10 protein-coding genes and 3 pseudogenes are annotated in these 25,551 nt (G+C 38.5%); all 13 read left to right on the forward strand.

Features of this window, described 5'->3' with window-relative positions:
- The first annotated feature begins 27 nt into the window (after positions 1 to 27).
- The gene (locus MKZ09_RS07890; protein WP_076207797.1) at positions 28 to 510 is read left to right on the forward strand and encodes a sensor histidine kinase; all 483 of its coding nucleotides are present in this window, start codon (positions 28 to 30) and stop codon (positions 508 to 510) included.
- A gap of 146 nt (positions 511 to 656) precedes the next feature.
- On the forward strand, positions 657 to 2,210 hold the full coding sequence (locus MKZ09_RS07895; protein WP_076207794.1) for a response regulator transcription factor: 1,554 nt from the start codon (positions 657 to 659) through the stop codon (positions 2,208 to 2,210).
- A gap of 288 nt (positions 2,211 to 2,498) precedes the next feature.
- Positions 2,499 to 8,507, forward strand: coding sequence for an MGH1-like glycoside hydrolase domain-containing protein (locus tag MKZ09_RS07900; RefSeq protein ID WP_179089631.1), 6,009 nt, complete (start codon positions 2,499 to 2,501; stop codon positions 8,505 to 8,507).
- A gap of 280 nt (positions 8,508 to 8,787) precedes the next feature.
- A pseudogene (locus tag MKZ09_RS07905) lies at positions 8,788 to 8,979 on the forward strand (sigma factor-like helix-turn-helix DNA-binding protein); the annotation flags it as partial.
- Positions 8,980 to 9,158: 179 nt separating this feature from the next.
- Positions 9,159 to 10,256, forward strand: a complete 1,098-nt coding sequence (locus tag MKZ09_RS07910) for a serine hydrolase domain-containing protein (RefSeq protein ID WP_076099578.1) — start codon at positions 9,159 to 9,161, stop codon at positions 10,254 to 10,256.
- Positions 10,257 to 10,274: 18 nt separating this feature from the next.
- Positions 10,275 to 10,829 (forward strand): RNA polymerase sporulation sigma factor SigK, encoded by a 555-nt coding sequence (gene sigK, locus MKZ09_RS07915; RefSeq protein WP_076107161.1) that lies wholly within the window; start codon positions 10,275 to 10,277, stop codon positions 10,827 to 10,829.
- 584 nt (positions 10,830 to 11,413) lie between these two features.
- The gene (locus MKZ09_RS07920) at positions 11,414 to 11,704 is read left to right on the forward strand and encodes a hypothetical protein (protein WP_076207787.1); all 291 of its coding nucleotides are present in this window, start codon (positions 11,414 to 11,416) and stop codon (positions 11,702 to 11,704) included.
- A 485-nt stretch (positions 11,705 to 12,189) separates the two neighbouring features.
- Positions 12,190 to 12,729, forward strand: a pseudogene (locus MKZ09_RS07925) (recombinase family protein); the annotation flags it as partial.
- 94 nt (positions 12,730 to 12,823) lie between these two features.
- Positions 12,824 to 13,600, forward strand: a pseudogene (locus MKZ09_RS07930) (IS91 family transposase).
- Positions 13,601 to 13,847: 247 nt separating this feature from the next.
- Positions 13,848 to 14,060: a hypothetical protein gene (locus MKZ09_RS07935; RefSeq protein WP_076207781.1), complete on the forward strand. Its 213-nt coding sequence runs from the start codon at positions 13,848 to 13,850 to the stop codon at positions 14,058 to 14,060.
- Between the two features lie 1,311 nt (positions 14,061 to 15,371).
- The gene (locus tag MKZ09_RS07940) at positions 15,372 to 17,063 is read left to right on the forward strand and encodes a carbamoyltransferase family protein (protein ID WP_076207855.1); all 1,692 of its coding nucleotides are present in this window, start codon (positions 15,372 to 15,374) and stop codon (positions 17,061 to 17,063) included.
- A 25-nt stretch (positions 17,064 to 17,088) separates the two neighbouring features.
- The gene (locus MKZ09_RS07945; RefSeq protein WP_341041838.1) at positions 17,089 to 24,579 is read left to right on the forward strand and encodes an amino acid adenylation domain-containing protein; all 7,491 of its coding nucleotides are present in this window, start codon (positions 17,089 to 17,091) and stop codon (positions 24,577 to 24,579) included.
- Positions 24,580 to 24,645: 66 nt separating this feature from the next.
- Positions 24,646 to 25,542, forward strand: coding sequence for a hypothetical protein (locus tag MKZ09_RS07950; RefSeq protein WP_076206724.1), 897 nt, complete (start codon positions 24,646 to 24,648; stop codon positions 25,540 to 25,542).
- The last annotated feature ends 9 nt before the right edge of the window (positions 25,543 to 25,551 follow it).

Raw genomic sequence — 25,551 nt, forward strand, 5'->3', positions numbered from 1 at the left:
TTTGAATTTATTTTTCGGAAAGCGGAGTTGCAAGCGGTTACTCACCAAATCAATCCTCATTTTATGTTTAACACGCTGAATACGATTCGCTCGCTGGTTAAATTTGGAGATGAAAACAAAGCATATGAAGGGATCACAAACTTTAACCGTCTAATGGAAGCGTATATGGGGAAAACGGGTATGATGGTACCGATAAGAGAAGAATTGGACATTATCGCTAAATATACGGATATCTTACAGCTTCGTTATGATCTCATTTTTACCTTGCGTACCGAAGTCGACCCGGAGGCTCTCGAATTTATGATTCCACGAATGTTTTTTCAACTGATTGTGGAAAATGCTATTTTTCATGTTATTGTCCCAAGCGGTCAGAACGGAGAAATCAACATTACGATTACAGATTCCCCTGAAAATATCGTTGTACAGATTAGCAATAATGGGATGGGAATAGGTGATGAGCAGTTGGAATGCTATCCCGGCTACAGCATAGACGCGACTTTTCCGAGGTAGGCATCGGTTTGAAGCATGTAGATCCATCTTTATTTTCTGCCGGGCTCGGAAATGGAGGTATTCAGTAACGCCGGACAAGGTGCAGTCGTCCAGCTAAAGCTAATAAAAATGGCCATTACTAACACATGAAGAGAGGAGAGAGCGTCATGTACAAAGTGATGATCGTGGATGATGAACTGATTATTCGAGCTGGTGTGAAGGCAACTATCAATTGGGAGGATGAGCGGCTGCAGTTTGCCGGTGAATATTCCAATGGGGCGGAGGCGCTTCAAGCCTTGGAGGTCGAGCCGGTTGATATTCTTCTTACAGATATCAAGATGCCATTGGTTGACGGATTGGAGCTAACGAGACAAGCGAAACAAAAGTGGCCTGATATCAAGGTGATCCTTATTAGCAGCTATAGTGACTTTGATTATGTTCGGGAAAGCGTGGTGCTAGGGGCGATTGACTATATACTGAAGTCTACCATTGAGTCAGAGGAGCTTGCAGCGCTGCTGGAGCGTGCCATTCAATTGATCGAGAAAGACCGTTTGCTTCATCAGAGCGTATCTCGGTTTCAACAAAACGTTCAAGAGGTAAAGCGCAGAAAATCCGAGCATGATTTTAAGAAGGTACTTTCACAAGACATGGATGAAGACACGTTTGCGCAATGTTTATCAGAAGCTTATCAAGATAAAGGCTATTCGATGATCGTTTCCTTACTGAACGGGACCAAAGAATTGCAGGAAAAGAAAGGGTTTCTTTACTTAAGTATGCTGAAGGTGGAATTGCAGGAACAGTTTTATTTGCATGATAACGATGGATTGTCCATTGTTATCAATGAATCGCAAATCGTGTTTTTGACGCCGCTGACAACAAACATCGTGAATTTAAAAGAGAATCTGGAGACGAGAACGGGCTTACGGCTTACCTTTGGATATGTCACGGAATCGCAACCGAAGAACTGGTTATCAAATTATCATAAGACTTGCAACGTATATGAACGTCACTTCTTTGATGGGAGCGGAGGCCTATATGATTACAGTCATAGCTGTCCCGATGGTTCTCCACAGCTCGAGGATACATATCATCCCGAACTGCTAATGAAGATCAAGGAGTTTGCACCGGATATGGAGATCCGTTTAAACAGTTGGTTACAGCAATGGAAGAAAGAAAGCATCCAGGCTGAACATATTAAAAGGGAAGCATGCGATTTATTCTCAGGCCTTGTGGGTAAACATATCGATTTGCTCCTTCTACTTGAATATTGTGGGCAGCTTTTGAAGAGTGAGACCTTTCATGAACTATGGACTAATTTGCTTTCAGGTGTTTACGAATGCTGCAGAGCGATTGAAGCGGATGAGCCGTATAAATCGACGAACAGTGTTATTGATAAAGCAATGAAATTCATCCACGAGCATTACACAGAGGACATTACGCTTCAGACTGTAGCAGATCATGTTCACATCAGCCGGAACTACTTCAGTCTTTTATACAAGAAACATACACAGCTAAATTTTATTGATTATTTGATTCAATTGAGAGTGAAGCGGGCAAAAGAGCTTTTAAGAAACAAAACAACGAAAATATACGAGGTAGCAAGTGAATCGGGTTTTAATGATGTGAAATATTTCAGTAAATTATTTAAAAAGATGACCGGCTTGACACCTGCCGAATACCGAGAACAGTGTCAGGGAATCGAGCATAGGGAGGTTGAATAGCTTACGCAAAATTCTGTTGAGCGCTTTGCTCTTGGTCGGCGGCTGTGGACCGAAAATCCATCGAAAACGAAGGAATCAGCCCTATTGGCTGGGTTCCTTTTTTTGTATACAGTGGGAAGTGGATATTTTTATTGTAAAAACGAAATATAAGACACCTTGCGAAAAAAATGTCTTGAATTTTAGAAATGCAAGGAATATAAGACACCTTTTCAGATATGAAAGCGGTTACCGAATATTTCTATCGCTACTATAATGGAAGTTGATAATAGTAGGAAGGGGCAAATGGAAATGCAGAGTAAAGGAAAGAAGAAACATGCTTCGTTGAAGAAACAGTTGCTAATAATGCTATGTTTCTTGCTAGTTATACAGGGCGGCCTTGCAATGGCTGGCGATTGGTTAGGGTCGGTATCGCGGGTTTCTGCGGAGGAGCTGGGTGCACATTCCATGAAAACGCTGAACGTAAACAAGACCAAGTTTACATCGGGTGAATCCGTCGAGTTTACGATAGAGCTGGATGCAAAGGCAAGTACGCAAAGTAAGCTGGAATTGGAAATATGGCACCTTAACGAGAAAGTTGCGGTGGGCAGCTATCCAACGCAGACCTCATACGGAACGCTGAAGGTGAATTGGACTTCGCCGATAACGGGCAATAATCGAGAGTATACAGCCAAAGCGTATTTGGCAGAATCCCCTAAAAGCTATGTCACGGCCACGTTCGAGGTCACCGGTGATACGGCGCATCAAGTCGAAGTACTTGACGGAAAATGGAGTATGCCGTTGGATGATCTCGCGCCTGATAGCAATGGCCGAGTTTCGATTGAATGGGCGGACGGAGCTGATCAACTGCTGCTGCCGCTAGGAGCCAGTGAGATAAAAGGAGCGAAAGCTTTTGTCATCCGAGGCAGCGGCGTAACCGTGCAAATTCCTGCATCGGTGCTGCGGCAGGTGGCTGATTTGTTGCCGGCAGAGAAAGCGAAAGGTGCGCATATCGCTTTCATTGCAAAGAAGTTGGACTCAAAGGAGAGGGATTCCTTAGCCAACAAGCTGAATGTGCCGGAAGATTCGAAAGCCTCCTTAGCCAGTGAAATCTACGACTTCGCGTTGAAAGCCATAGATACGGACGGCAACGCTAAAACGTCGGAAGCTTTCGCTGCACCAATCGAATTATCATTTCCGTTGGGTTCGGATGCTAATCCTGAACTAGCGGGAATTTACAATTTGACAAATTTCGGCGACTTTGAATATGTCGGTGGTGAATGGAATAACGGTTCTATGATAGCGGCAGTAACGCATTTCAGTCTTTACGCTGCTATGCAATATAGCCAGGCATTCACTGATGTTCCTGGCAATTACTGGGCTGCCAACGCGATTAAGACTGTCAGCGCGAAACATATCATGAACGGTATCGACTATGGCCAGTTCGCTCCAGATGGGCTCGTAACTCGCGCTCAATTCACGGCTATGCTGGTTCGCTACCTGGGGCTTTCGGCAAATGGGAAGAAGGCGAACTTCTCTGACGTAGCGGAGCAAGACTGGTTTGCCGATGTAGTTGAGGCTGCCTTCGAATCCGGCATCGTTACTGGAACATCGGCAAACACATTCGATCCTAATCGGACGATTACCTCAGAAGAGATCATTGCTATGGTTGTTCGGGCTTATGAGTATAAATTCGGTCCTTACTATACCGATGTGAAAGCTGTGTACACGGATGTAGCCCAAATCAGCGATTGGGCCAAGGTATTCATCGACAAAGCATCTGCTCTCGGTTTGCTGCAAGGGATCGGCAGAGAGCAGATTGCGCCTAAACAAGCTAAAAGTAGAGCGGAAAGCGCGCAAATTATGTACAATTTGATCTCAAATCAGCCGCGGACTTACGATCCAATTTATAAAGCTGAGGGCGGGGAATTGAGTAAAGGAGTATGGATCGGCGATAGTGGCCAGGGTTCCGGTGGCCAAGGCTCTGGTGGCCAGGGTTCCAGCGGCGAAGGTTCTGGTGGTCAGGGTTCCGGCAACCAATATTCTGAATATTATGAAGCTGAGGATGGGGCATTGGGTCAAGGCGTCTGGATCGGCGATACGATACAGGCTTCCGGCGGCCGATTTGTCGGTGGTATTGACTCCACTAACGACATGTCCAGATACGTGGAGTTGACGGTCAATGTTCCGGCAGCCGGCCCTTACAACGTTTATCTTTCCTACGCTAACGGCGGAGGCGATGCCAAGCTGATCTTGCTCGTGAACGGCCAAAATTACGGTGTAGATATCCTCACTCCCCACACTGGAGACTGGTCCATGTTTGGCAGAGGATCTGCGGATTTTACGGTTAATCTCCAGCAAGGGAGCAATAAATTAAAGTTTGCCAATAAAGAACAATATACGCAAATCGATTACATCAAATTGTCCGCACCAGGAGCAAAGAACAAGACGGTACGTGTGGCCGGCGGCTATGAGATTGATATGTCCGATCTCCCGAAAGTGCATTTCGGGGAGCATCCGGAATGGGCAGAACTCTTTGATAAAGCTTGGGACACTCATAAAGGGAATATCAGAAAAGCTAGGAGCGCATTAAATCCCACTCCAAATTCGTATTATGTGGATGAAGCTTATAACGATTACATTTATGCCTGGGACACGATGTTCATGACGATGTTTAATAAATACGGTCTGAATCAGTTCCCGACATTAAGTTCGCTGGATAACTTCTACTATCACCAAGTGGACAGCGCAGGTCCTGATGACGGCTTTATTGATCGCGAAGTCAGCGAGGTGACCGGTGAATTCGCGGCATGGAACGCTGCATACGATGACCCGAAATCGCTAAATCCCCCTCTATGGGCGTGGGCGGAATGGGAGCAGTACCTTGTTCATGGAGATGTCGATCGCTTCACGAAAGTGATCAACGGAAAGACGATCTTCGAAAGACTCATTTCCCACTTTAATTTCGTGGAAAGAACGCGGACGATGAGCAACGGTTTATACGGTAAAACGACCGGTCTCGCCAACGGGCTTGATAATACGCCGAATCAGGATCATGGCGACCTGACGCAAACGTATAATGATCTGAGCATTCAACAGGCGCAAGCGGCATATTACATTTCGCTTATATCCAAAGAATTGGGAGACACGAATAAAGAACTGGCGTTTAAAGCGAAATACGAGGAACTGAAGCAAAAAATTAATGACTTGTTATGGTCTGAAGACGGAAAGTTTTATTTTAACCTGGATCAGAACGGAAACTTCACGAATATCGCTACGCCAACGGGATTGTGGGCAATGGCCGCGAATGTAGCTACCCCCGACCGCGCCGATTCGATGATTAGAAATTACGCCTTGAACTCGGAGAAAATGTTCCGTCCGAACGGCTTATCTACGGTAACCTATGATTATGCGAACCCGAATAACCCCAACAGCAAGTTTTGGCCGATGGGCAACTATTGGGAAGGCGCTGTTTGGGCACCTACGTCTTATCAATATATGAAGGGATTGCATAACTACGGTTACAATGAGTTGGCGTTCCAGGAGGGTATCCGTCATCTTAATATGCTGACCGACGTATATGAGGCTGGCAAAACCGATGACAAGATCGGGCAGGCTACCTTCTGGGAGAATTATTCAAGCGAATATACGTTGATGGGGCAACGACAATTTGACCATGAGTATGCCCGCTCCCATTTTGTCGGTTGGACCGGAGATTTGGTGATAGGCAGCATGATTGAAGATGTGATCGGTGTTAGATTGAATGCGCCGGCCAATAAGGTGAATTGGAATATCAACCTTGTTGAAGAACACGGCATCAGCAATCTTTATATGAAGCATCAAGGTGTAGCGAATCGGATTTCCTTGTCCGCCGCCAAGCGCAAAAGCGCTGCTTCATCGGTGCAGATCACAGTCACCGCGTCACACGATTTTACACTGAATGTAACTAGCAATGGTGTGGAAAAAACGTTCCAAGTTGAAGCGGGGACCCATGACTACATCATTGCGGGCCAAGATGAGGAAGAAGCTTATCTGGCTGCTGGCGCTCACAAATTTGATTCGGCACACAGCGATCTGAGCAAAGCACAGTTGGATGCTAACGCGGCTGATTATGTGGTGTTCACCTCACAAACAAATGCGCAGATCAAAGACGGTATCCAGAACAGGCTGCAAAAAGGTAATTTGATCTATAATATCAACACCATTGGCTATCGAGCGAATTCTTCTGAAAATCCGATGAGCTTGGCTGACAATCAAGAAGCGACCGCGCTAGGCTTCAACAATGCGAAGAGTATTGTGAAAGCAGGTTACAGCGAGGGAGAGGAAGGCTTTATGCTCATGGTTCCCGCCGATAACGCCTTGAAAACATTGAAGGTGTTGGTGGGGGTAAAGAATGCTAAAGTAACCATTAAAAGCAGCCTGTCCGATGGCTCCAGAAAACGCCAAAGCCAGGTATTGTATGGAAACGATACAGAACAAACCTACTTGGTTGAAATTCCGTACAGAGCTTCCGCTGACGGCAATTATTTGCAGGTCGAAAATGTGATTGAACACGGAAACCTGAACGGTACCATTTCCTTGAAAGGTATTTTCTTGTACGAAGGCGGCAGTGAGATTCCACAACAAATGGATAAGGTCACAGTAAGCTCTAGCGACCGCCAACTTGTCATTGGGGCACAACCAATGGATTCGATCGACAGCTACCGGATTTACTACGGTACAGACCGGGCCGAATTGAATCAGGTCGTTGAAGCAAATAATCTGCCGTACACCATTACGAATTTGGTTAACTACAAAAAATATTACGTAGCGGTTGCAGGCGTAAAGGCAGGAACAGAAGGTACCCGCAGTGATGTGGTCAGCGGGATACCGGAAGAAAGGCCGATGTCGGACAGCGAACGCGCCACCAAGGATATTGAGGCTGCGTGGGACGTCGTGTTGAATGGAAACCAGAGCTTTGATGCCATTACAGGGAACTTGAACTTCGCGGTGCAAGGCAATCTGTATGGCAGCAATCTCATTGTTGAAAGTACTAATTCTGGCAATGTCTACGGAGTAATGTCAGATGGTACCGTAAAGAATCCAATCCAGCCGCACCTCAACGTAGAGGGCACACTGAAGATATCGTCCACTTATAATGGGACAACGGTACAAATGTCGAAGAATATTACAGTTGTGGCGCTGTCGCCGCAGGAAGTAGCTTCTGTTTCTGGTTCAGTCGTAGATTTCACCGGGAATACGCTGGATCTAACGGCTGAAGGTACCAAGGACTGGACGCAATATTATAGTGGAGACGAGAATGTATTCGCTCGGAAGCAAGGCGCGAATTTCATTACCGGCTTCAAGCGATTGAGTGCCGGAGACGGGAACGCAACCGATTCGCCGATCTCTTTCAGTGCTACGGATGCTGGCGGACATGCGCCAGCGAATCAGAATGTCATTACTCACCGTGCTTCCGGGCAGGTAGGGTTTGAATTTAATTTGCCGACAAGCGAGCAAGTGCAGCAAGTTCATGTATACCCGTTGGCCTATGATTCCGTTGTGCAGTTGGACTTCTTGGTCAATGGCAGAGTCCTTTACAGCGATCAAATCTCGCAAGTGAACGGTTCGAAGATCGGTAAATTTACGATCGATTATAAAGCATTGAATTTGACAGACCAAATCAAAGTACGTCTGCGTATGGTCACGGATTATCACACCAATTCCTGGGGAGGCAGCGCTGGTCTTGCGGCTGTAACGTTGCAAGAAGAGGCTAAACCAACGCCTTATGTTGCTGGTACAGTCGCAGATTTTACAGGGAATACGTTGAATCTAACGGCTGAAGGTACCAAGGATTGGACGCAATATTTTAGTGGAGACGAGAATGTCTTCGCTCGGAAGCAAGGCGCAAATTCCATTGCCGGCTTCAAGCGATTGGGTGCCGGAGACGGGAACGCAACTGATTCGCCAATCTCTTTTAACGCAACGGATGCTGACGGAGCTGCGCCAGAGGATCAGCATGTCATTACTTACCGCGGCTCCGAGTCGGCAGGGTTTGAATTTGATTTGCCGACAAGCGAGGAAGTACAGCAAGTACATGTATATCCGTTGGCCTATGACTCCGTTATGAAGTTGGAATTCTTAATCAATGGCAGGGTCCTTTACAGCGATCAACTCTCGCAAGTAAACGGCTCCACGATCGGTAAATTCACGATCAAGTATAAAGCGTTGAATTTGGCAGACCAAATCAAAGTACGCCTAAGTATGGTCACGGATCATCACACCAATTCTTGGGGAGGAAGCATCGGTCTTGCGGCTGTAACGTTGCAAGAAACGAATTAACTGGTGAAGAACATGGTTCCGATTAAGAGTCCTGTGGATGAGAAACTGAACCGTACCTAAATCGCACAATTGATATTCAATCTATTCCAGAAATGACAAAAGGGGAATGACTGCTGATGAGTCGCAAATGGCTTGTCTGTGGTCACTCCCCTTTTTAGACTTGAATATCATCTTTCGACTAAAGGAAGGTCACAAAAACGGAAGGGAGATCTAAAATAGGGCGGTATACTAAGATGAAACAAATGAATGTGAGGAGATGATAAATCATGAACACATTTCAAAAGAGGTTGTCGTGGGGCGGTTTGGATTGGATACAGGTGGAGACGAGAGGACACAGCGGGAGATTGCGAAGGAACTGGGGATCTCGCGGAGTTATGTTTCGCGGATAGAGAAGAGGGCGCTGATGAAGTTGTATCATGAGTTTTATAAGGCGAAGCGGTTAGGGAATAGGAACTGTCTCTCCAGCGTGTAGTCCAGAAATATCTACCAAATCGCCCTGTAAGCTTATGCTTGCGAGGCGATTTTTTTTACATAATTGGAACGTGAATTCTAGCATAACGTACGGTATATTAAGGTGAGAGTTGATGGGAACTCGATAGCGGATTGCTTATTAAAAGCTGAAATCAATGTATTTATAGGGGGGGGATTCTTTTGTCAAATTATTTTAAATTCGTTGCTATCTTCGGTTTAGTTTTTGTACTGGTTTCCTGTTCAGACAACAGTGTCAACAGCGTCAACAGTATTAATGATACGCTGCCGCAAGCGAATGAAATAGTCCACAAGGATGCCTTTGAAGAAAAGCTTGATCAGTATATGTCCAAGAACTATTCGGGATCTGTGCTTCTCGTCAAAGATAACAAGGTTATAATTTCCAAGGGATACAATATGGCGGACTATAATAATAACCTGCCTAATGGACGAGATACTATCCATCAAATCGGTTCGCTTACTAAAGCATTTACCGCTGCAGCTATCTTACAGCTTCAAGAGGCCGGTAAGCTGAGTGTCGACGACCCCGTAAATACATATATTAAGGATTACCCTAATGATAGAGTCACACTTTACCACTTGTTGACCCACACATCCGGGATCCCCAATTATACCAATTCTCCGGATTTTCTAAAATCAATAAACATTAAAATTAGCGTTGACGATTTAATTGCCAAATTCAAAGACAAGTCACTAGAGTTTGAACCGGGCAGCCGATTTTCTTACAGTAACTCCGGGTATGTGCTGCTAGGTGCTGTGATTGAGCAAGTTAGCGGACAGTCGTATGGCGACTATCTGAATGAGCATATTTTTACACCTCTCGATATGAAAAGATCAGGTTATTTAACAAAAGACAACAACCATACAGATATTGCTGTTGGGTATTCACTTATTACTCCCGACATCTCTGAGATAGCCCGGCCTATCGATATGACCGTCCCTTATTCAGCTGGCGGTATATATTCCTCCGTACAAGATCTTTATAAATGGCTTCTAGGGCTCGAGAACGGGACAATCATCAGTGATGCATCATGGGAAGCGATGCGCAAACCGAATCTGGATGAATACGCTTTGGGATGGGGGATACCCGATCCAATGGGGATGATGTACGCACATAATGGGGCAATCAATGGTTTCTCTTCTGAGATTTGGAGAGATATGTCTCAGGGGACAGCGGTCATTCTGCTCAGCAATGCAGAGGGAATCAACCTTGGGGATATGAGAGATGTGCTGTTACGCATGCTTGATTCGGAGGAATAGGCCTTACAGTTTGATGATATAACGAGGAATAAGCAATTATTTTTGACATCATATCGTGTCCACAACCTCAAAAAATTCGATAATACTGGGGAAGACATGGAGGATCTGATCTCCATCGGAACTATTGGCCTGATCAAAGCTATTGAGAGTTACCGTCCAAACAAGGGCACAAAGCTGGCCACTTTTGCAGCACGATGTATTGAAAACGAAATCCTGATGCATCTTAGATCATTGAAAAAGACCCGCAAGGATGTTTCATTACATGATCCGATAGGGACTGATAAAGAAGGAAACGAAATTACACTCATCGATATCCTTGGTTCCGAGGCTGATGATGTCATTAAAGAGGTCGATCTGAAGATTGAGAAAAGCAAAATTTATCGGAACCTTGATATTCTAGATGACCGGGAAAAAGAAGTCGTAGTGGGCCGCTTTGGATTAGACACTGGTGGTGAGGAACGAACGCAGCGGGAGATTGCCAAGGAGCTTGGTATCAGTCGCAGCTATGTGTCACGGATTGAGAAGCGAGCGCTCATGAAGCTGTATCATGAGTTTTATAAGGCGAAGCGGTAGGGTCTTAGAGATAATAACTGAAGATTCACTATAGAGTGCTTTAAAAGCGACTTGCCAACAAGGAAGTTGCTTTTTTGTTAATTCAAGTAGTTGGGATAAATGAACATAAAAAAAGCATATTCAGAAAATTAACTTTTTAACTGCTGAGGGGTGTTATTATGACATACAAAGAAATTTATGATCTCCATATTCAATTGTTACATGTATATGAGAACAATGAAAAGCACCAAGGTCCATATCAGAAGCAAATAATTTACTTTAAGAGACAGTTTTTTATAGCTGAAGATATAGTTCAACGAATTTTTGTTCTAAATCAGTTAATAAAAATTCATGAAAAAAGTAGAGAAATAAAGATAAATTGGTGTTCAGAAGAATACTTTAAATAATGCCTAAATTTAATATATGTTTTCTGTGTAGGAATAAGCGATAGATAACTCTAAAATGATCGTTAGCAAAAAAAAGAGTAGTTATAAATGTCGGTAGACTTATATCTACAAGAGTTGCAATGTTGTGAAAATAATACGGAAATAATGAAAACATATTTTTAAGTCACTAACTAATACATGGGATCTTGGAGGTAATATATGAACAATCCAACAAGTAGACATATGATGGATAAACCTTACATTAAAGACGTGATTCGTGAACTTAAACATCTAGGATATGAGGAAGAAGAGGCTACGAAAATTCTAATCAAATACTATAGACCATTAAAGAGGAGCTGGGGTTTTGGACCCAATGCTTACTATTTTGCTAAAGAAGTCGAATTAATTCATAAAGCTGTTATCAAGAAATTCGATCCTTCTGAATCTGGTCAGATCTTTATAGGTCATTTGAAAAATCGAATAAAATCAAATCTGAAAGATAAGCCTTGAATTGAGGGATAGAATGCAGATAACAATTCCCTTAGGGGCCCCCAAGATGATACATAGATTTTGTGAAAGTATCGTTTTAATTATTCGAATGCCCTGATGTGGTGATATTAATGAATTAACTGTATGATTTTTCACATTTGCGATCGCAAGATGGGGATAATTATTTTTTCGCAAACTCTTCCTGGCTATTCACATCAATGTGTTCAATTGGTAATTTCCTTATTACTGTAGTAGTCTTCCTGATTCTTACAGAGATAGAAATGCAAATGAAAGCGTTCGTCGGTGCTGAAACTATTAATAATATTGACCTGACCAGATTTGAGTCATTTGAGCGGCTCAAAACTCTTAAGTTTTGGCCCCCTCCTTATGTAGTGAAAATCAGACGGTTTAATGGGGTTTAGCGGGTGTCATAACTGGGGGTCATAAATCAAATTAGGCGGTGGGGGTAAATGGGTGGAATTATTGGATACTGAAGGGTCTCTACAAGAACACAACTGGACGGTAATAGCTTGGAGCAACAGATCCTGGAGATTAGAAGTAGGTACAATAACGCATTTATTATTGAGGAGCAGTATAGCGGTGCTAAAGAAGATCGGCCTAAATTCAACTCCGTAGTTGCTAGTTTAATCGCCGGAGACATTCTAGTGGTTACAAAGCTTGACCGGTTCTGTAGAACTGTAAGAGAGGGGTTGCGATATGTTGAAGAGCTGCATAGGAGAGGTGTAATAATATACATTCTAAATATGGGACTTGTTGAGGATACACCAGTCGGTAAAATGCTGTTAACCAATCTATTCGCATTTGCAGAATTTAAAAGAGCTATGATTCTTGAGAGAACCCAAGCTGGTAAAGCCCTAGCAAAACAAAAAGAGGGGTTCCGTGAAGGAAGACCCCCAAAATTCACAAAAAGACAATTGGATCATGCTATTGAGATGTTGCAAACACGCACAATGAAGGAAGTTGTTGATATAACTAGAATTAGTGAAAGTACAATTAAAAGAGAACTTAGGAAGAGGAGGTTATAGTTAATCATAATAATGAATCTGAGATGACTTCAACATGAGTGATTCTTAACATATTCAGTAAAAAAGATATGACGTTAGAATAAAACTATTCAAGATGTTTATTTGCTTCACATGCAAAAGTCGATTTTGTCATGGGTGCGGGAAAAAATATACGGATGAATGGGCGGAGAAGCAGCAAGAGCGATTTCTGAATGTGCCCCATCGCCATATGGTATCTACGGTGCCTCAAGAATTGCGAGACGTGTTCAATCAAGACCGGCGGAAGCTAAATGAACTGAGCAACCAGGTAGCCAAGGTGATACAGTACTACTACCGACGGAAAAATAAGAGCAAGAAATATGAGGTTGGAGTGATCACGGTCATCCATACCTTTGGACGTGATTTGAAGTTTAACCCGCACATTCACGCACTCATAACAGAAGGGGCGCTGGATATCCATAAAGAATGGAAAAAGGTTGAATACATCTCGTATGAGTATTTACGGAAATCGTGGTAGAAGTTACTGCTGGATTAAATGATGAAATGGTTTCCGAAAGAAGCACGGGTGAAAACGCTGGTCAATGAACTCTACCAAAGGTATCCGCAGGGCTTTTATGTGAACGCGGAGCAGCGGATGAAGGATGCGCGAGGAGCTGCAAAATACATCGGGCGATACTTGGCACGTCTAGCGATTGCGGTATACCGAGTGGTGATCTATGACTACTACCAGGTGCATTACTGGTACGAGGATCACCGAACGGGCAAAGGGGTAGATGTGGTGTCACCAGTGATGAAGTTTATTTACGATCTGGTGCAGCATATACCGCCGAAGCATTTCCGGATGGTGGGACGCTATGGGTTTTACAGTCGTGGGAAAAATAAAGAGTCGTAGCAGGTGATTAACCTGTGGAGATATATGATACATAAACAGATAGAGATGATATTTCCAGTGACACGTGGGAAGAAGAGAACGTATCGTGAGCGAATGCTAGAGGCGTATGACCGGGATCCGCTGAGGTGTCCCTGCTGCAGGCACCGGATGTTGCTTGTGGCGATTTGGCATGCAGAATATGGACGGATTTATTATTATGATGAACAGCGAGAGTATGAGAATCAAAGGAAATAGGGGATAAGGAAGCATGAAAAAGACAGAAGGACAAGAGAACGAACAGGATAAAAGCAGAGAAATGGAAGCGTGGGAGGACGAGCCTGAGGTATGGATAGACTATGTCTGGGTGGAATGTGGAACGATTGACCCTGTGCCTGAATTTATAGTGGCAGAATGTTCGGATGGACTGGAAGACGGAGAATCCCCAGAGTTTTTTGTCCAGTTTGTAATGGAACCTTGGTGAGAAAAGAGGAGCCAGCGGACGAATGACCGCTGGCTAGAAAGCTTATTCACCCGTTAGGGTGATTTTGTTCTTTTATCGGTAAGTTCTTGTCCTTTCTCAAGACAAGAACTTGTACTGATTGCCGAAAATGACAAGAACTTGGTCTTTTTGCCACTATCCTTGGTTTGATCAAAATATTAAACCTTCCCCAAAGGCGTTTCGTGTTGAGTACAGCATGTATATTGGCATTTAAAGGAGCTTTTAGTAGGTTGGTATCATATGAACACGTATCGACAGAGCGAGTATTTGCTCAATGTCCTTTATCTCCTGTCCAGTGATAATATCTTTTATTCTGAATTTTTGTTGAAAATTGCCATTTTATCTGTTATAATCAAACTTGTGTTTTTGTAATATTTTAACACAACTAAAATTCTTGTTTGAAAATAAAAACGTTTTTATTGTTTTTCAAAGCCAATTATATTGGAGGGAATTTAAAAAGCCAAATTATCTGGGTAATAATGCTTGGAGTAATCACGTAGGACTAAAAGACGGAATTCTGAAAGGGTAGTATATCAGTTTTTTACAGATACTATATTAAGTGAGGATTGTGTATTATGAACAACGCAAGAATTGCTAATAAAGATACAGGTATTTCTGAAAACTCTGAATCTATAAATAATTAATCTGAATCCTACATTCTAAAAGAATTAGATGGATGTTTTACAATTACACTAGGTAGACTCGTTGATTACATAGGTCATAGTACTGCTGTTGCCCATATTATTTATGCAATAAATAGGTGTATTAACATTTTTTTGTTGTATAAAACATTCCATGTCTGAACAGTCTCGCTTTTCCAAGCTTTTTGGCAACCCTTCAAATGGGCAAATTCCTACTAAATGCAGGGATCTCCAAGTCGTTTGGCCCTCTTTCTTACTGCATCATGGGATTGTGAAAATATCTTCCAGTCGCGAAAGTTGAGTGGATAATATGTTACCTTTCAATTTTTTTATTTTAGATCATTTCAGAAAAAATTGTTGTGTATATTGGAATGCATAAATTGAAATCGATTTCATTTTGAATCATCTAGTTTCGATGAGAGGATTCTAAACGTAGGGAAAGGCGGTTAAGTCACAATTATTCTGCCACTCATAAAGGAATACAGGCCTGATGATCAGGTCGATATACAGAGTTAATATGATTGGTGGAAGCAGTAAGTCTGAAATTCGTTTTCACAGGAGTCGCCCCGCAGTGGTGAGTAACTCTATTGATGTATCGGTTCTAATTTTGAGGGAAAATGAACATATTAATTATTTGGGGGAGTATAATTCGATGAATATTCTAGGTATCAATTCTGTCTATCATGAATCGTCGGCTTGTCTAATCAAAGATGGAAAGTTAATTTCTGCAGTAGAAGAAGAGAGATTTTCAAGAATTAAACATGCTAAAGAATCAACAATATTTAATCCAGATGAACTCCCAATTGAGGCCATTTCATTCTGTCTCAAACAAGGCGGAATTGAAATGAAGGATGTAGATTATATAGGTTTCTCTATGTTGCCAGAAGAAAGAAGAAAGAACAAAAATTACTCAGATCAAGTAATTGAGGGTGATTGGGGAAGTGAAAGTGGAGAAGAAATATTTTATGAGAAGTTACTTAATGTCCCCATTAAGCTAAAAGAGATGGGGTTTAAAGGCGAATTTAAATGGTTAAGTCATCATCTTTGCCATGCGGCTTCGGCTTATTATGCTTCGCCTTTTGCGGAAGCTAATATTATTGTTGTTGATGGAATTGCAGAAACTGCTTCAACATTAATAGCAAGAGCAGAAAAAAATCAGTTGAAGGTTATTAAGGAAATACATTATCCGAATTCGATAGGTTTCCTATGGGAAAAAATATCTAAGTATCTAGGATTTTCTGAATACGACGCATGCAAAGTAATGGGACTAGCTGCATATGGAGAACCGAACGAATTCATGGATAAGTTTAGAGAGTTAGTTAGATTTATGCCTGAAGGTGCATTTGAGGTTGATAATTCAATATTAAAATTTAGGTCAAATGATTTCAGTTCTCTGGAACAATTTTTTGGTATGCCATCTCGTAATTTTAATGATGAAATGACACAAAAATATATGAATATTGCTTCTTCATTACAAGAATTGACTGAAAGAGTTGTTAATCATCTTGCAAAATATGCTTTTGAATGTAATCCTACAGAATACATTTGCTTAGCAGGAGGGACGGCCCTAAACTGTGTTGCGAATGGCAAGTTAATTGAAGAAGGTCCATATAACAATTTATTTGTACCTCCTGCTGCGAATGATGCTGGTACGTCTTTAGGTGCAGCTTTAATTATTTATCATGAGCATCTTGGAATTCAAAATAGACTTGACATTGATACTGCTTATCTGGGGCCCTCTTTTGAGGAGAAAGAGATTGAGGACATTTTAAAGGAAAATAAAGTCTCATATACATACTTGAATAATATTGAAGAAGTTATCGCTAGAAAGATTAGTGAAGGAGCAGTTGTAAGCTGGTTTCAAGGAGCAATGGAGTTCGGGCCACGAGCATTAGGGAACAGAAGTTTGCTAGCAGACCCTCGGGACCCTAATATGAGAGAGAAGCTAAATAGAATAGTGAAACATCGGGAAGACTTTAGACCGTTTGCTCCAAGCGTTTTAACTGAAGAAGCGGATAAATGGTTTGATATTAAAAAAGAATCAATAGCTTCTGAGTATATGCTGGTAGGATATAGCTGTCATCCCGAAAAGAAAAAAGAAATACCTGCTGTTGTTCATGTAGACGGGACAAGTCGAATACAAAGGGTCAGTAAGAGTAAAAATTCAAAATATTATAAACTCATAGAAGAATTTTTCAAGTTAACCGATGTACCAATTTTATTAAATACCTCATTTAATGATAGAGAACCTATTGTATGTTCCCCTTTAGATGCAGTAAATACTTTTATGAAGACAAAGATTGATTACTTAGCTATCGGTAACTTCTTGGTTTCAAGAAGATGAAACGGAGGTCAATAAATTGAGTAAGATGAATTTGGAGGAAATAGTTTTATCGGTGCACCCGGAAGTCAGCGATATTTACTTGTTATCTTCATTTGTATCTGAACCAATCTCAGATCACTTGAAATATTGGTTAGACCATTTTGACATTAAGCATACCATTAATTTTGCAGCTTATAATCAAGTATTCCAAGAGTTATTAGATGATTCAAGTATGTTTTATAGAAGACCTGCTGATGGCATAAATGTTATTTTGATTAGATTTGAGGATTGGTTACGTGACAGTAGCTTACTAAATGAAGAAGCCAAATGTGAATTGCTAAGAAGTAATTATAATATTTTAATGGAAGGACTGAATAGAGTTGATTTAAGTATTTCAACGCTATTTGTGAGATGTCCTTTTAACCCCGAGAGTTTTCTCGGGGTTAAAATAACATCTGAAATATATAAATTATATAGACAGCTTGAAATTGATATTCGAAAAACTAATGTTCAATATATAAATGCAGAAAAAATAAGTGAATTATTCCATATGTCAGTGATTTTTGATAATAGAAACGATATTACATCACATATGCCATATAGTGAGGCTTGTTATGCAGCATTAGGGACAATGATAGCTCGTAGAATGGTTATGGCTCATTTTCCAATATTTAAAGTGATCGTATTAGATTGTGATAATACATTATGGCAAGGTATTTGCGGTGAGGAAGAAGTGAATGTATCCAAACATCATCAGCTTCTTCAAAAAAAATTAATTGAAAAACAAAATGAGGGTTTTTTAATTTTGTTAGCTAGTAAAAATAATGAACAAGATGTATGGAATGTTTTTGATCATAATCAACAAATGCTGTTGAAAAGAGAGCACATTGTTGACTATGCAATAAATTGGGATAATAAATGGAAAAACTTATTGAAAATGTCTAAAAATTTAAATATTGGTCTGGATAGCTTTTTATTTATTGATGATAATCCGTTTGAATGTTCTGAAATGATTGCTAATTGTCCAGATGTCTTGACTCTTCAGTTACCTGAAAAAACCAGTTTTATACCACAATTTCTAGAACATCTTTGGGTACTTGACAAAATAACAGTTACTCAGGAGGATAGGGAACGTTCTTCTATGTACTTAGCTGAACGCAAAAGAAACGAACTCCTTGCTAGTAACTCTGGGTTAACATTAGCGACATTTTTGAAAGATTTAGAGATTGAATTGACAATAAGTAAAACAAGTTCGTTAGAACTTAAAAGAATATCGCAATTAACATTTAGAACCAATCAATTTAACATGAGTACTAAAAGAAGAACAGAAAAAGAAATTAATGAGTTAATATCAAATGATAGTTATTATTCTTGGAGTATTTATGCAAAGGATCGCTATGGTAATTATGGACTAGTCGGTGTAATAATTTACGAGATTACAAATAATGTGTTATGTATGGATACCTTCTTGTTAAGCTGTAGAGTCTTAGGGAAAGGTATAGAAGGTGCAGTATTAAACGCAGTAAAACAATACTGTATAGAACACGATATTTTAAAAATTGAAATAATATATATTGCATCTAAAAAGAATACTCCAGCTAAGATATTTTTGTCTGAAGCAGGATTTGTAAGTATTTTAGAGCCCCGATATGGAATCGATGTCAATGATCTTTGTATAAGTAGTGACCATATTAAAACACATCTAAATAAAGAATATATTAAGTTTAAAGAACAGGAACAAATAATTACTAATACAGACAATCGACAAGAATTGATAGTGGAAAGCGTTAATTCAAAAGTATCTCACTCGTACGTTGTTTATCCGGGGTATGATGATCAAATTGATTCTGAGAAAATGCTACACTATAAGTTTCTTCTGCCTTTAATAAATGCATCTGGAGAAAAGTTGTTATCATTGTTGTCTTACCGTTCAGCCCCATCAATTGAGGTTGAGAATGAAACTGAGCTAGATTATTTAGAAAATAATATTATAAACATTTATAACAACATATTAAGAATGGATAATATTGGATTGGGACATAACTTTTTCCAAGTTGGGGGAGATTCTATAAGAGCCATTCGACTTATTAATGAAATAAATAAGAGTTTGCAAGTAGAATTAACTATCATAGATTTGTTTAATAAACCAATCGTCCGAGAGATAGTTGAATATGTGAGGAACTCAGAATTAGTAACGTCTAGAATTGTAAGGAATAATTCAAGGAGAAAGTTATTCCCGCTGACTCCTGCTCAACATAACATGTATGTTCAATACAAACTGTTACCAGATACAATTCATTATAACATCCCATATATTGTTACCATTAAAGGTGACTTCTCTATTGAACGACTGAAAAAAAGTATGAGAAAATTAATTCAACGGCACGATATGTTGAAAAGTTATTTTGTGTATAAAAAAAATGTACCAATGCAAAGTCGGGCAGTCACTATTGATTTTGAAGTAGTTGAGTTAACAGGTCATCAAAATAATATTATTGAGTCATTTGTAAGGCCATTTGATCTTTCAAAGCCACATTTATTCAGGGCTGCTATTTATAAAAGATCTAACCAAGAACATCTGTTGTTACTGGATTTTCATCATATCATAGCTGATGAAAAGTCGGTTCAAATTTTTATTAAAGATTTATTTGAATTTTATAATGAAGCTCCTTTACAGCCATTAGATATCAATTTTATCGATTACACTTTGTGGAGAGAAAAGGGAAGAAGAGAAGATCACAATAAATATTGGATTGATCAATTAAGCGGTGAAATTCCATTACTTCAATTACCATATAGTTCGATACGCACTCAAAGCGAATATGGCGAAACTTACAGTTTTGAAATTAATGCTGAACAATACTCATTATTGAAATTAAAAGCAATTGAAAATAACTGTACTACTTATGTAATTCTATTATCTCTTTTTTCTGTATTATTATCAAGATATAGTAATGAAGAAGACATAATAATTGGTGTTCCATACTATGGAAGAAGTGATGAGAAACTTGACCATATTATAGGTATGTTTGTTAATTCATTGCCTATAAGGGCTTCCGTTTCTAATGATATTGATTTCAAAAGTTACATAACCAAAATAAAGGATATTATGCTTGATGCAATTAAACACCATGATTTTTCATTTGAAGATATTAAGAATGACCTGAATCTTAAAAGAGAGGCTGGAAGAAATCCATTATTTGATGCTTTTTTTTCTATGCAAATTTCAGATGAGATATATCTTGAAAATGATAATTTGGTACTTAGTGCTTTGAAATATCAAACGAAAATAGCCAAATTTGATATTACTTTAGATGTAGTTGAAAAAAGTGACTATTTATCGATGACTTTTGAATATAAGTACCCGCTTTTTGCAAAAGAAACAATTATTGAAATGAAGAATTACTATCTTCAATTGTTAGATCAGGTGCTCAAAAATCCCTTAATAAAGACATGTCAATTAGGAAATTTATATGTTAGTGAAAGACTAAGTGATTATAATTTTACAACTAAAGAAATCTCAACAATAGAAACTGAAACTATCTCCAGTCTGTTTGAAAAGAGAGTTCTTATTTGTCCGGATGAAATCGCTCTTGTGAATGGTAATGATACTATGACTTATCAGGATTTGAATCAAAGAGCAAACCAACTTGCTTCATATTTAATTAATAATCAAGTACAAACTACTAACCAATTCGTAGCTATTATGCTGGATAGATCTTTTGAGATGTTTATAAGCATATTTGCTGTATTAAAATGTAACATGGCATACCTTCCGATTGATCCGAACTATCCGAATGAGCGAATTGTTTATATGATGAAAGAGTGTGAAACGGATTTCATCATAACAAGTAGTGCATTATTAGAAAAAGCAATATCGATTACAATGAATGTCTGTGATGTCAATGATAAATTGTTAAAATCATTAAATAGTGGAAATAAAGAGATGCCTGTAGATGTTAATAAACTAGCATATGTTATCTTTACCTCAGGAACAACCGGGCGTCCGAAAGGAGTTATGATTGAACAGAAAAATATAATCAATATGGCATTTAGTGAAGCAAATCTTATCTATAGAAACGCAATTGATTTCAAAAAGATTGCATTTACATCTTCTTTTATTTTTGATGAATCTGTTGCTTTTATTTTTACAACTTTATTGTTTGGAAGTAGATTATATATTATATCAGAGGAAATGAAGAAGAATAATAATGATTTTGTAGAGTATGTAGCTAAGAAGCATATAGATATTATTGGAGGTACTCCGACATTTCTTAAATTATTTATTACATCGGTATCTCAAATGAGAGTTCGACCAAGTATTGAAAAGTTTTTAGTAGGCGGAGAAGCTTTGAGTCGCACTCTTGTAAATGAATTCTATAGTTATTTTGATAATAATACGGAGCTTATTAATATGTACGGTCCTACGGAATGTACTGTTGATGTTACGTTCTGTTCCGTAGGAGAGTTATCACAAACCTATGGTCAAACTGTTCCAATAGGAAAACCACTTCCAAATCATAAGATATATATACTTGATGAGTATTTTAGACAGGTGCCAGAAGGTGTAATAGGAGAATTATACGTGGGTGGACTGGGTTTATCCCGAGGTTACATCAATCAAGAGGAAATTACAAATGCAAAGTTTATTGTCAATCCTTTCAATAAGGCTGAAAAAATATATAAGACCGGTGATTTAGTCCGACTATTAAATGATGGGAATATTGAATTTGTTGGAAGATCAGATGACCAAATAAAAATTAGAGGGTATCGTATCGAGTTGGACGAAATAGGATCTGTTATTTTGTCATATGATGGTATAAAGAATGCAATTATTTTGCCGAATAAACACCATGATTCGACAACCTTGGTAGCATTTATAGTTGCTGAGGAAATTATAAGCAAATCGGATATTAATAAATTTTTATCTCGCATATTACCAGATTACATGATACCAGCACAGATTAATCAAGTAGATGAGATACCTATTAACTCTTCAGGAAAAATAGATAGGAAATTGTTGTTAGCTAAACCTAATTTAATGAAGGCTGATGTAACTAACGAAGAAGCTGTTACGAACACGCAAAAACTTATGGTTAAAGTATGGTCTAAGGTGCTAGTAACAAAAAAAATTGGGATTTATGATAATTTTTTCTCGCTTGGCGGAGATTCCATTAAAGGCATTCAAATTGCTGCACATTTAAGAGATTATAACTATAAGCTGGATATGATGGATTTGTTTAAGTATCCAACGATCTATCAATTGAGTGAGAAAATAGTGCCTATAATAGATGCAGTAGATCAAAAAATAATTCAGGGTAGTTCAAACCTCAGTCCAATTCAGAAATGGTTCTTTAGCCAAACATTTAATAATGAAGATCATTGGAACCAAGATGCTCTAATCTTCAAGGAAGAACCATTAAATAATAAGCATGTAAAAAAATCATTGTCGAAATTAATTGAGCATCATGATGCTTTGCGATTACATTATATCAAAACAGATAAAGGAATATCGGCAGTTCATAAATCACCTAATGATACTATTTATAAATATTGTATCGTAGAATCTGAACAATCTAATGATGAAATAATAAATGACATAATTCAAAAGGCACACAAGCGAATAAATATTAAAAATGGTCCATTAATTGTCGTAACACATATAATTACATCAAGTGGAGATTATTTGCATTTTGCTATTCACCACTTACTTGTAGATGCAGTTTCTTGGCAGCTTATCATTTCTGATTTTATTGATTTATATAATCAATGTACAACTAATATTGAACTGAAATTACCACTTAAAACTAGTTCATATGCAGAGTGGGTAGGGCACATGGATAAATACCCGCTGAGCAGTAAGGAAATACAGTATTGGAAAGATATTGTACGTTATAATTTAACCCCTTTTAAAAAGGATATTGTAAAGAGAAGTCATGTCTCATCATTTACATTTCCCTTATCGGTTGAAACAGACATAAGGAAGACTTGCAAAATTGCAGACGTAGAATTAGGTCATTTATTATTGTCTGCAGCCGGCAGGGCACTTGCTGAATGGCTAGAACGTGATTGCTTCTCAATTAGTCTAGAAAGCCATGGAAGATATACCTTTGATAAAAGTATTTCAATTAACCGCACAATTGGTTGGTTTACGAGTGAATATCCTTTCCTGTTTAAGAATATCTTGACTGATTCGCATGATGAATCTTTAAGGGAAGTTAAAGAAAGAGTGTTGAGTATACCTAACTATGGGGTAGGTTTTGGAATTTTGAATTCAAAAGAAGAATTTGATCTTGTTATCCCTAATATTACCTATAATTTTCTTGGGGATTATCGACAAGTTTCAAACCTTGAAGAAAACCAATTTAAAGTAAAATACTTTAATTCGGGATTGGTAACTGATCCTAGTGAGAAGAGGACTGATGACTTAAGTATCGACTGTTATATTGATAATAATGGACTTCATTTCCAATTGAGTATTAGTGCTGAAATGAATAAAGAATATTCAGTAACATCACTTGAACTATTATATAAAAAGGCGCTACAAGAATTTATTACAATTGGGCAAAATCGAGAAATACATGTTGTAGATAATATTCTTCCTTATAATGAAGTATTTGCTCGTGACTGTTTCTATCATTCCTTAATCCCTGTAATCAGACACTTTAACAAGTCTGAAATACCATTTCTTTTTAATGACATTTATTATTATACAATGGTGAATGGTTTGATCAAAATTGAACATGTAGCAAACAGAACGATAGGTGAACTGCTAGAAGATCAGGGGTTAGCATTTGATGAGATTTCAGGGGTAAATAATTTATTAAATAGTCTGAAGGAACAGTTGAATCTAAGCAGACCGGTTATCGTATCAGTTGATAGCTATTATATCCCACTTCGTAAAGATATGTACCATGAAAAACATTGGAGCCATGCGATATTAATTTATGGATATGATGACGAGAGAAAGTTGTTTTATACGATTGAGCAACTTACCAGTGATTCATTGACATATGAAGAACGTTTAATTCCCTATAATAATATAGTGGAAGCAATAGATGGTTTTAAAGAACAGTTTCCAAATGGAAGTATGTATCCTACAAATAGGTCGGTATACATATCAAATGGTTCTGATAATTTCACTTTTAAAGAATGGTTTAATTATTATAAGGAAAGAGTTATCTCGAATAAAGATATTATTTTAAATGGTATCAGCCATATAAATACGTTCGTAGAAACTCTGGAGGATAAATTTAATGAAAAAAACATTGGACAGGTTTTCGAATGTATACACAATATAATTATCGAGAAGCAACTCGATAGGCATAAATTAAAGTTATTAGATTTAGAAAATCAAATGCTTTTAGAAAAATTAGAAGAGATAATAAAGATATTAGGAAATGTGAGAAGTATTCTTAATAAATGTTTAATTACCAAGAAATTCACTAGGAAATCGTTTGAAATTTGTAAAATAAAACTATTAGAACTTGAAAAAATGGAGTCATTATATTTTCAACTATTTATTGATTTTCTTTAAAATAATACGGGGGATTTACTTGCAAATAGTCTGGTGATCTCCCAAAAAAAAATAAAGAGGGTAATTATGTTTATCTATAAACTTGGTCCATACCGAATTAAAGTAGTATTCCATCGATATACCGAAGAGATATATCAGAAAGCATTAAATTGGTATTCCCATGTATTGGAAAATTCAACTCAGGGGAAAGACGATTTCAGTATCGACCATACTTGTTATATAGAAGAATGGACCTTTAATAATTGGTCTCAAAATCAACAAGAAGATTCAATAGAATGGAGATCCAAAGACAATGTCCAGTTTATTTCAAAAGAGGGCATAGATATTGATGTTACTTGGGAGAATAATAAAACTGTTTCTCGAGTAAAAGTTAATCAAAATACTAATATTGTGTTTAATGGCATCCCGGAAAATTATTTCTGGGACGCCATCCAAAGATTTGCAGTAATGCCCTTTATTACTAATAGAAGATCGTTATTTATTCATTGCGCTGCAATTATAGTAGAAAATAAAGCTCATGTATTTCTTGGGGAGAATGGGGCGGGCAAAACAACACTAGTAAATATTGCATTGAAATCGAAGTATGAGGCTATTACAGATGATACTGCATTGCTCATTAAAGAGGAAGGTAAATACTACATATCTGCTACTCCATACCTTTCAAAAAGTGGATTTATCGGACGTAACGGTAATTTTGAAGTGGATAAACTCTATTTGTTAGAAAAACATCATATAACAATTCTGGGGAATGCAACAAGAATGGAATTCATGGATTCATTGGCTATAAGGTTTTATGAGACACTCCTACTAGGCAATATATTTGTTGATAGTGAGATTGGAAAAAATATAAAGAATCATATTATGCAAGCATCACTTACAATCTCTAGGAGTTATAATTGCTATACATTATTATTTTCACAAAATATAGATCTGAAATCATTTTTTAGATATGTTAATACTTGAACAATATTT

The organism is Paenibacillus sp. FSL R5-0908 (assembly GCF_038006245.1).
Taxonomy (GTDB): domain Bacteria; phylum Bacillota; class Bacilli; order Paenibacillales; family Paenibacillaceae; genus Paenibacillus_AQ; species Paenibacillus_AQ odorifer.

What these genes read in the sequence shown, in the direction of transcription:
- MKZ09_RS07895 (WP_076207794.1), top strand. Translation starts at nt 657, where the DNA reads ATGTACAAAGTGATGATCGTGGATGATGAACTGATTATTCGAGCTGGT.
- MKZ09_RS07900 (WP_179089631.1), top strand. Translation starts at nt 2,499, where the DNA reads ATGCAGAGTAAAGGAAAGAAGAAACATGCTTCGTTGAAGAAACAGTTG.
- MKZ09_RS07920 (WP_076207787.1), top strand. Translation starts at nt 11,414, where the DNA reads ATGAACAATCCAACAAGTAGACATATGATGGATAAACCTTACATTAAA.
- MKZ09_RS07935 (WP_076207781.1), top strand. Translation starts at nt 13,848, where the DNA reads ATGAAAAAGACAGAAGGACAAGAGAACGAACAGGATAAAAGCAGAGAA.
- MKZ09_RS07940 (WP_076207855.1), top strand. Translation starts at nt 15,372, where the DNA reads ATGAATATTCTAGGTATCAATTCTGTCTATCATGAATCGTCGGCTTGT.
- MKZ09_RS07945 (WP_341041838.1), top strand. Translation starts at nt 17,089, where the DNA reads ATGAATTTGGAGGAAATAGTTTTATCGGTGCACCCGGAAGTCAGCGAT.
- MKZ09_RS07950 (WP_076206724.1), top strand. Translation starts at nt 24,646, where the DNA reads ATGTTTATCTATAAACTTGGTCCATACCGAATTAAAGTAGTATTCCAT.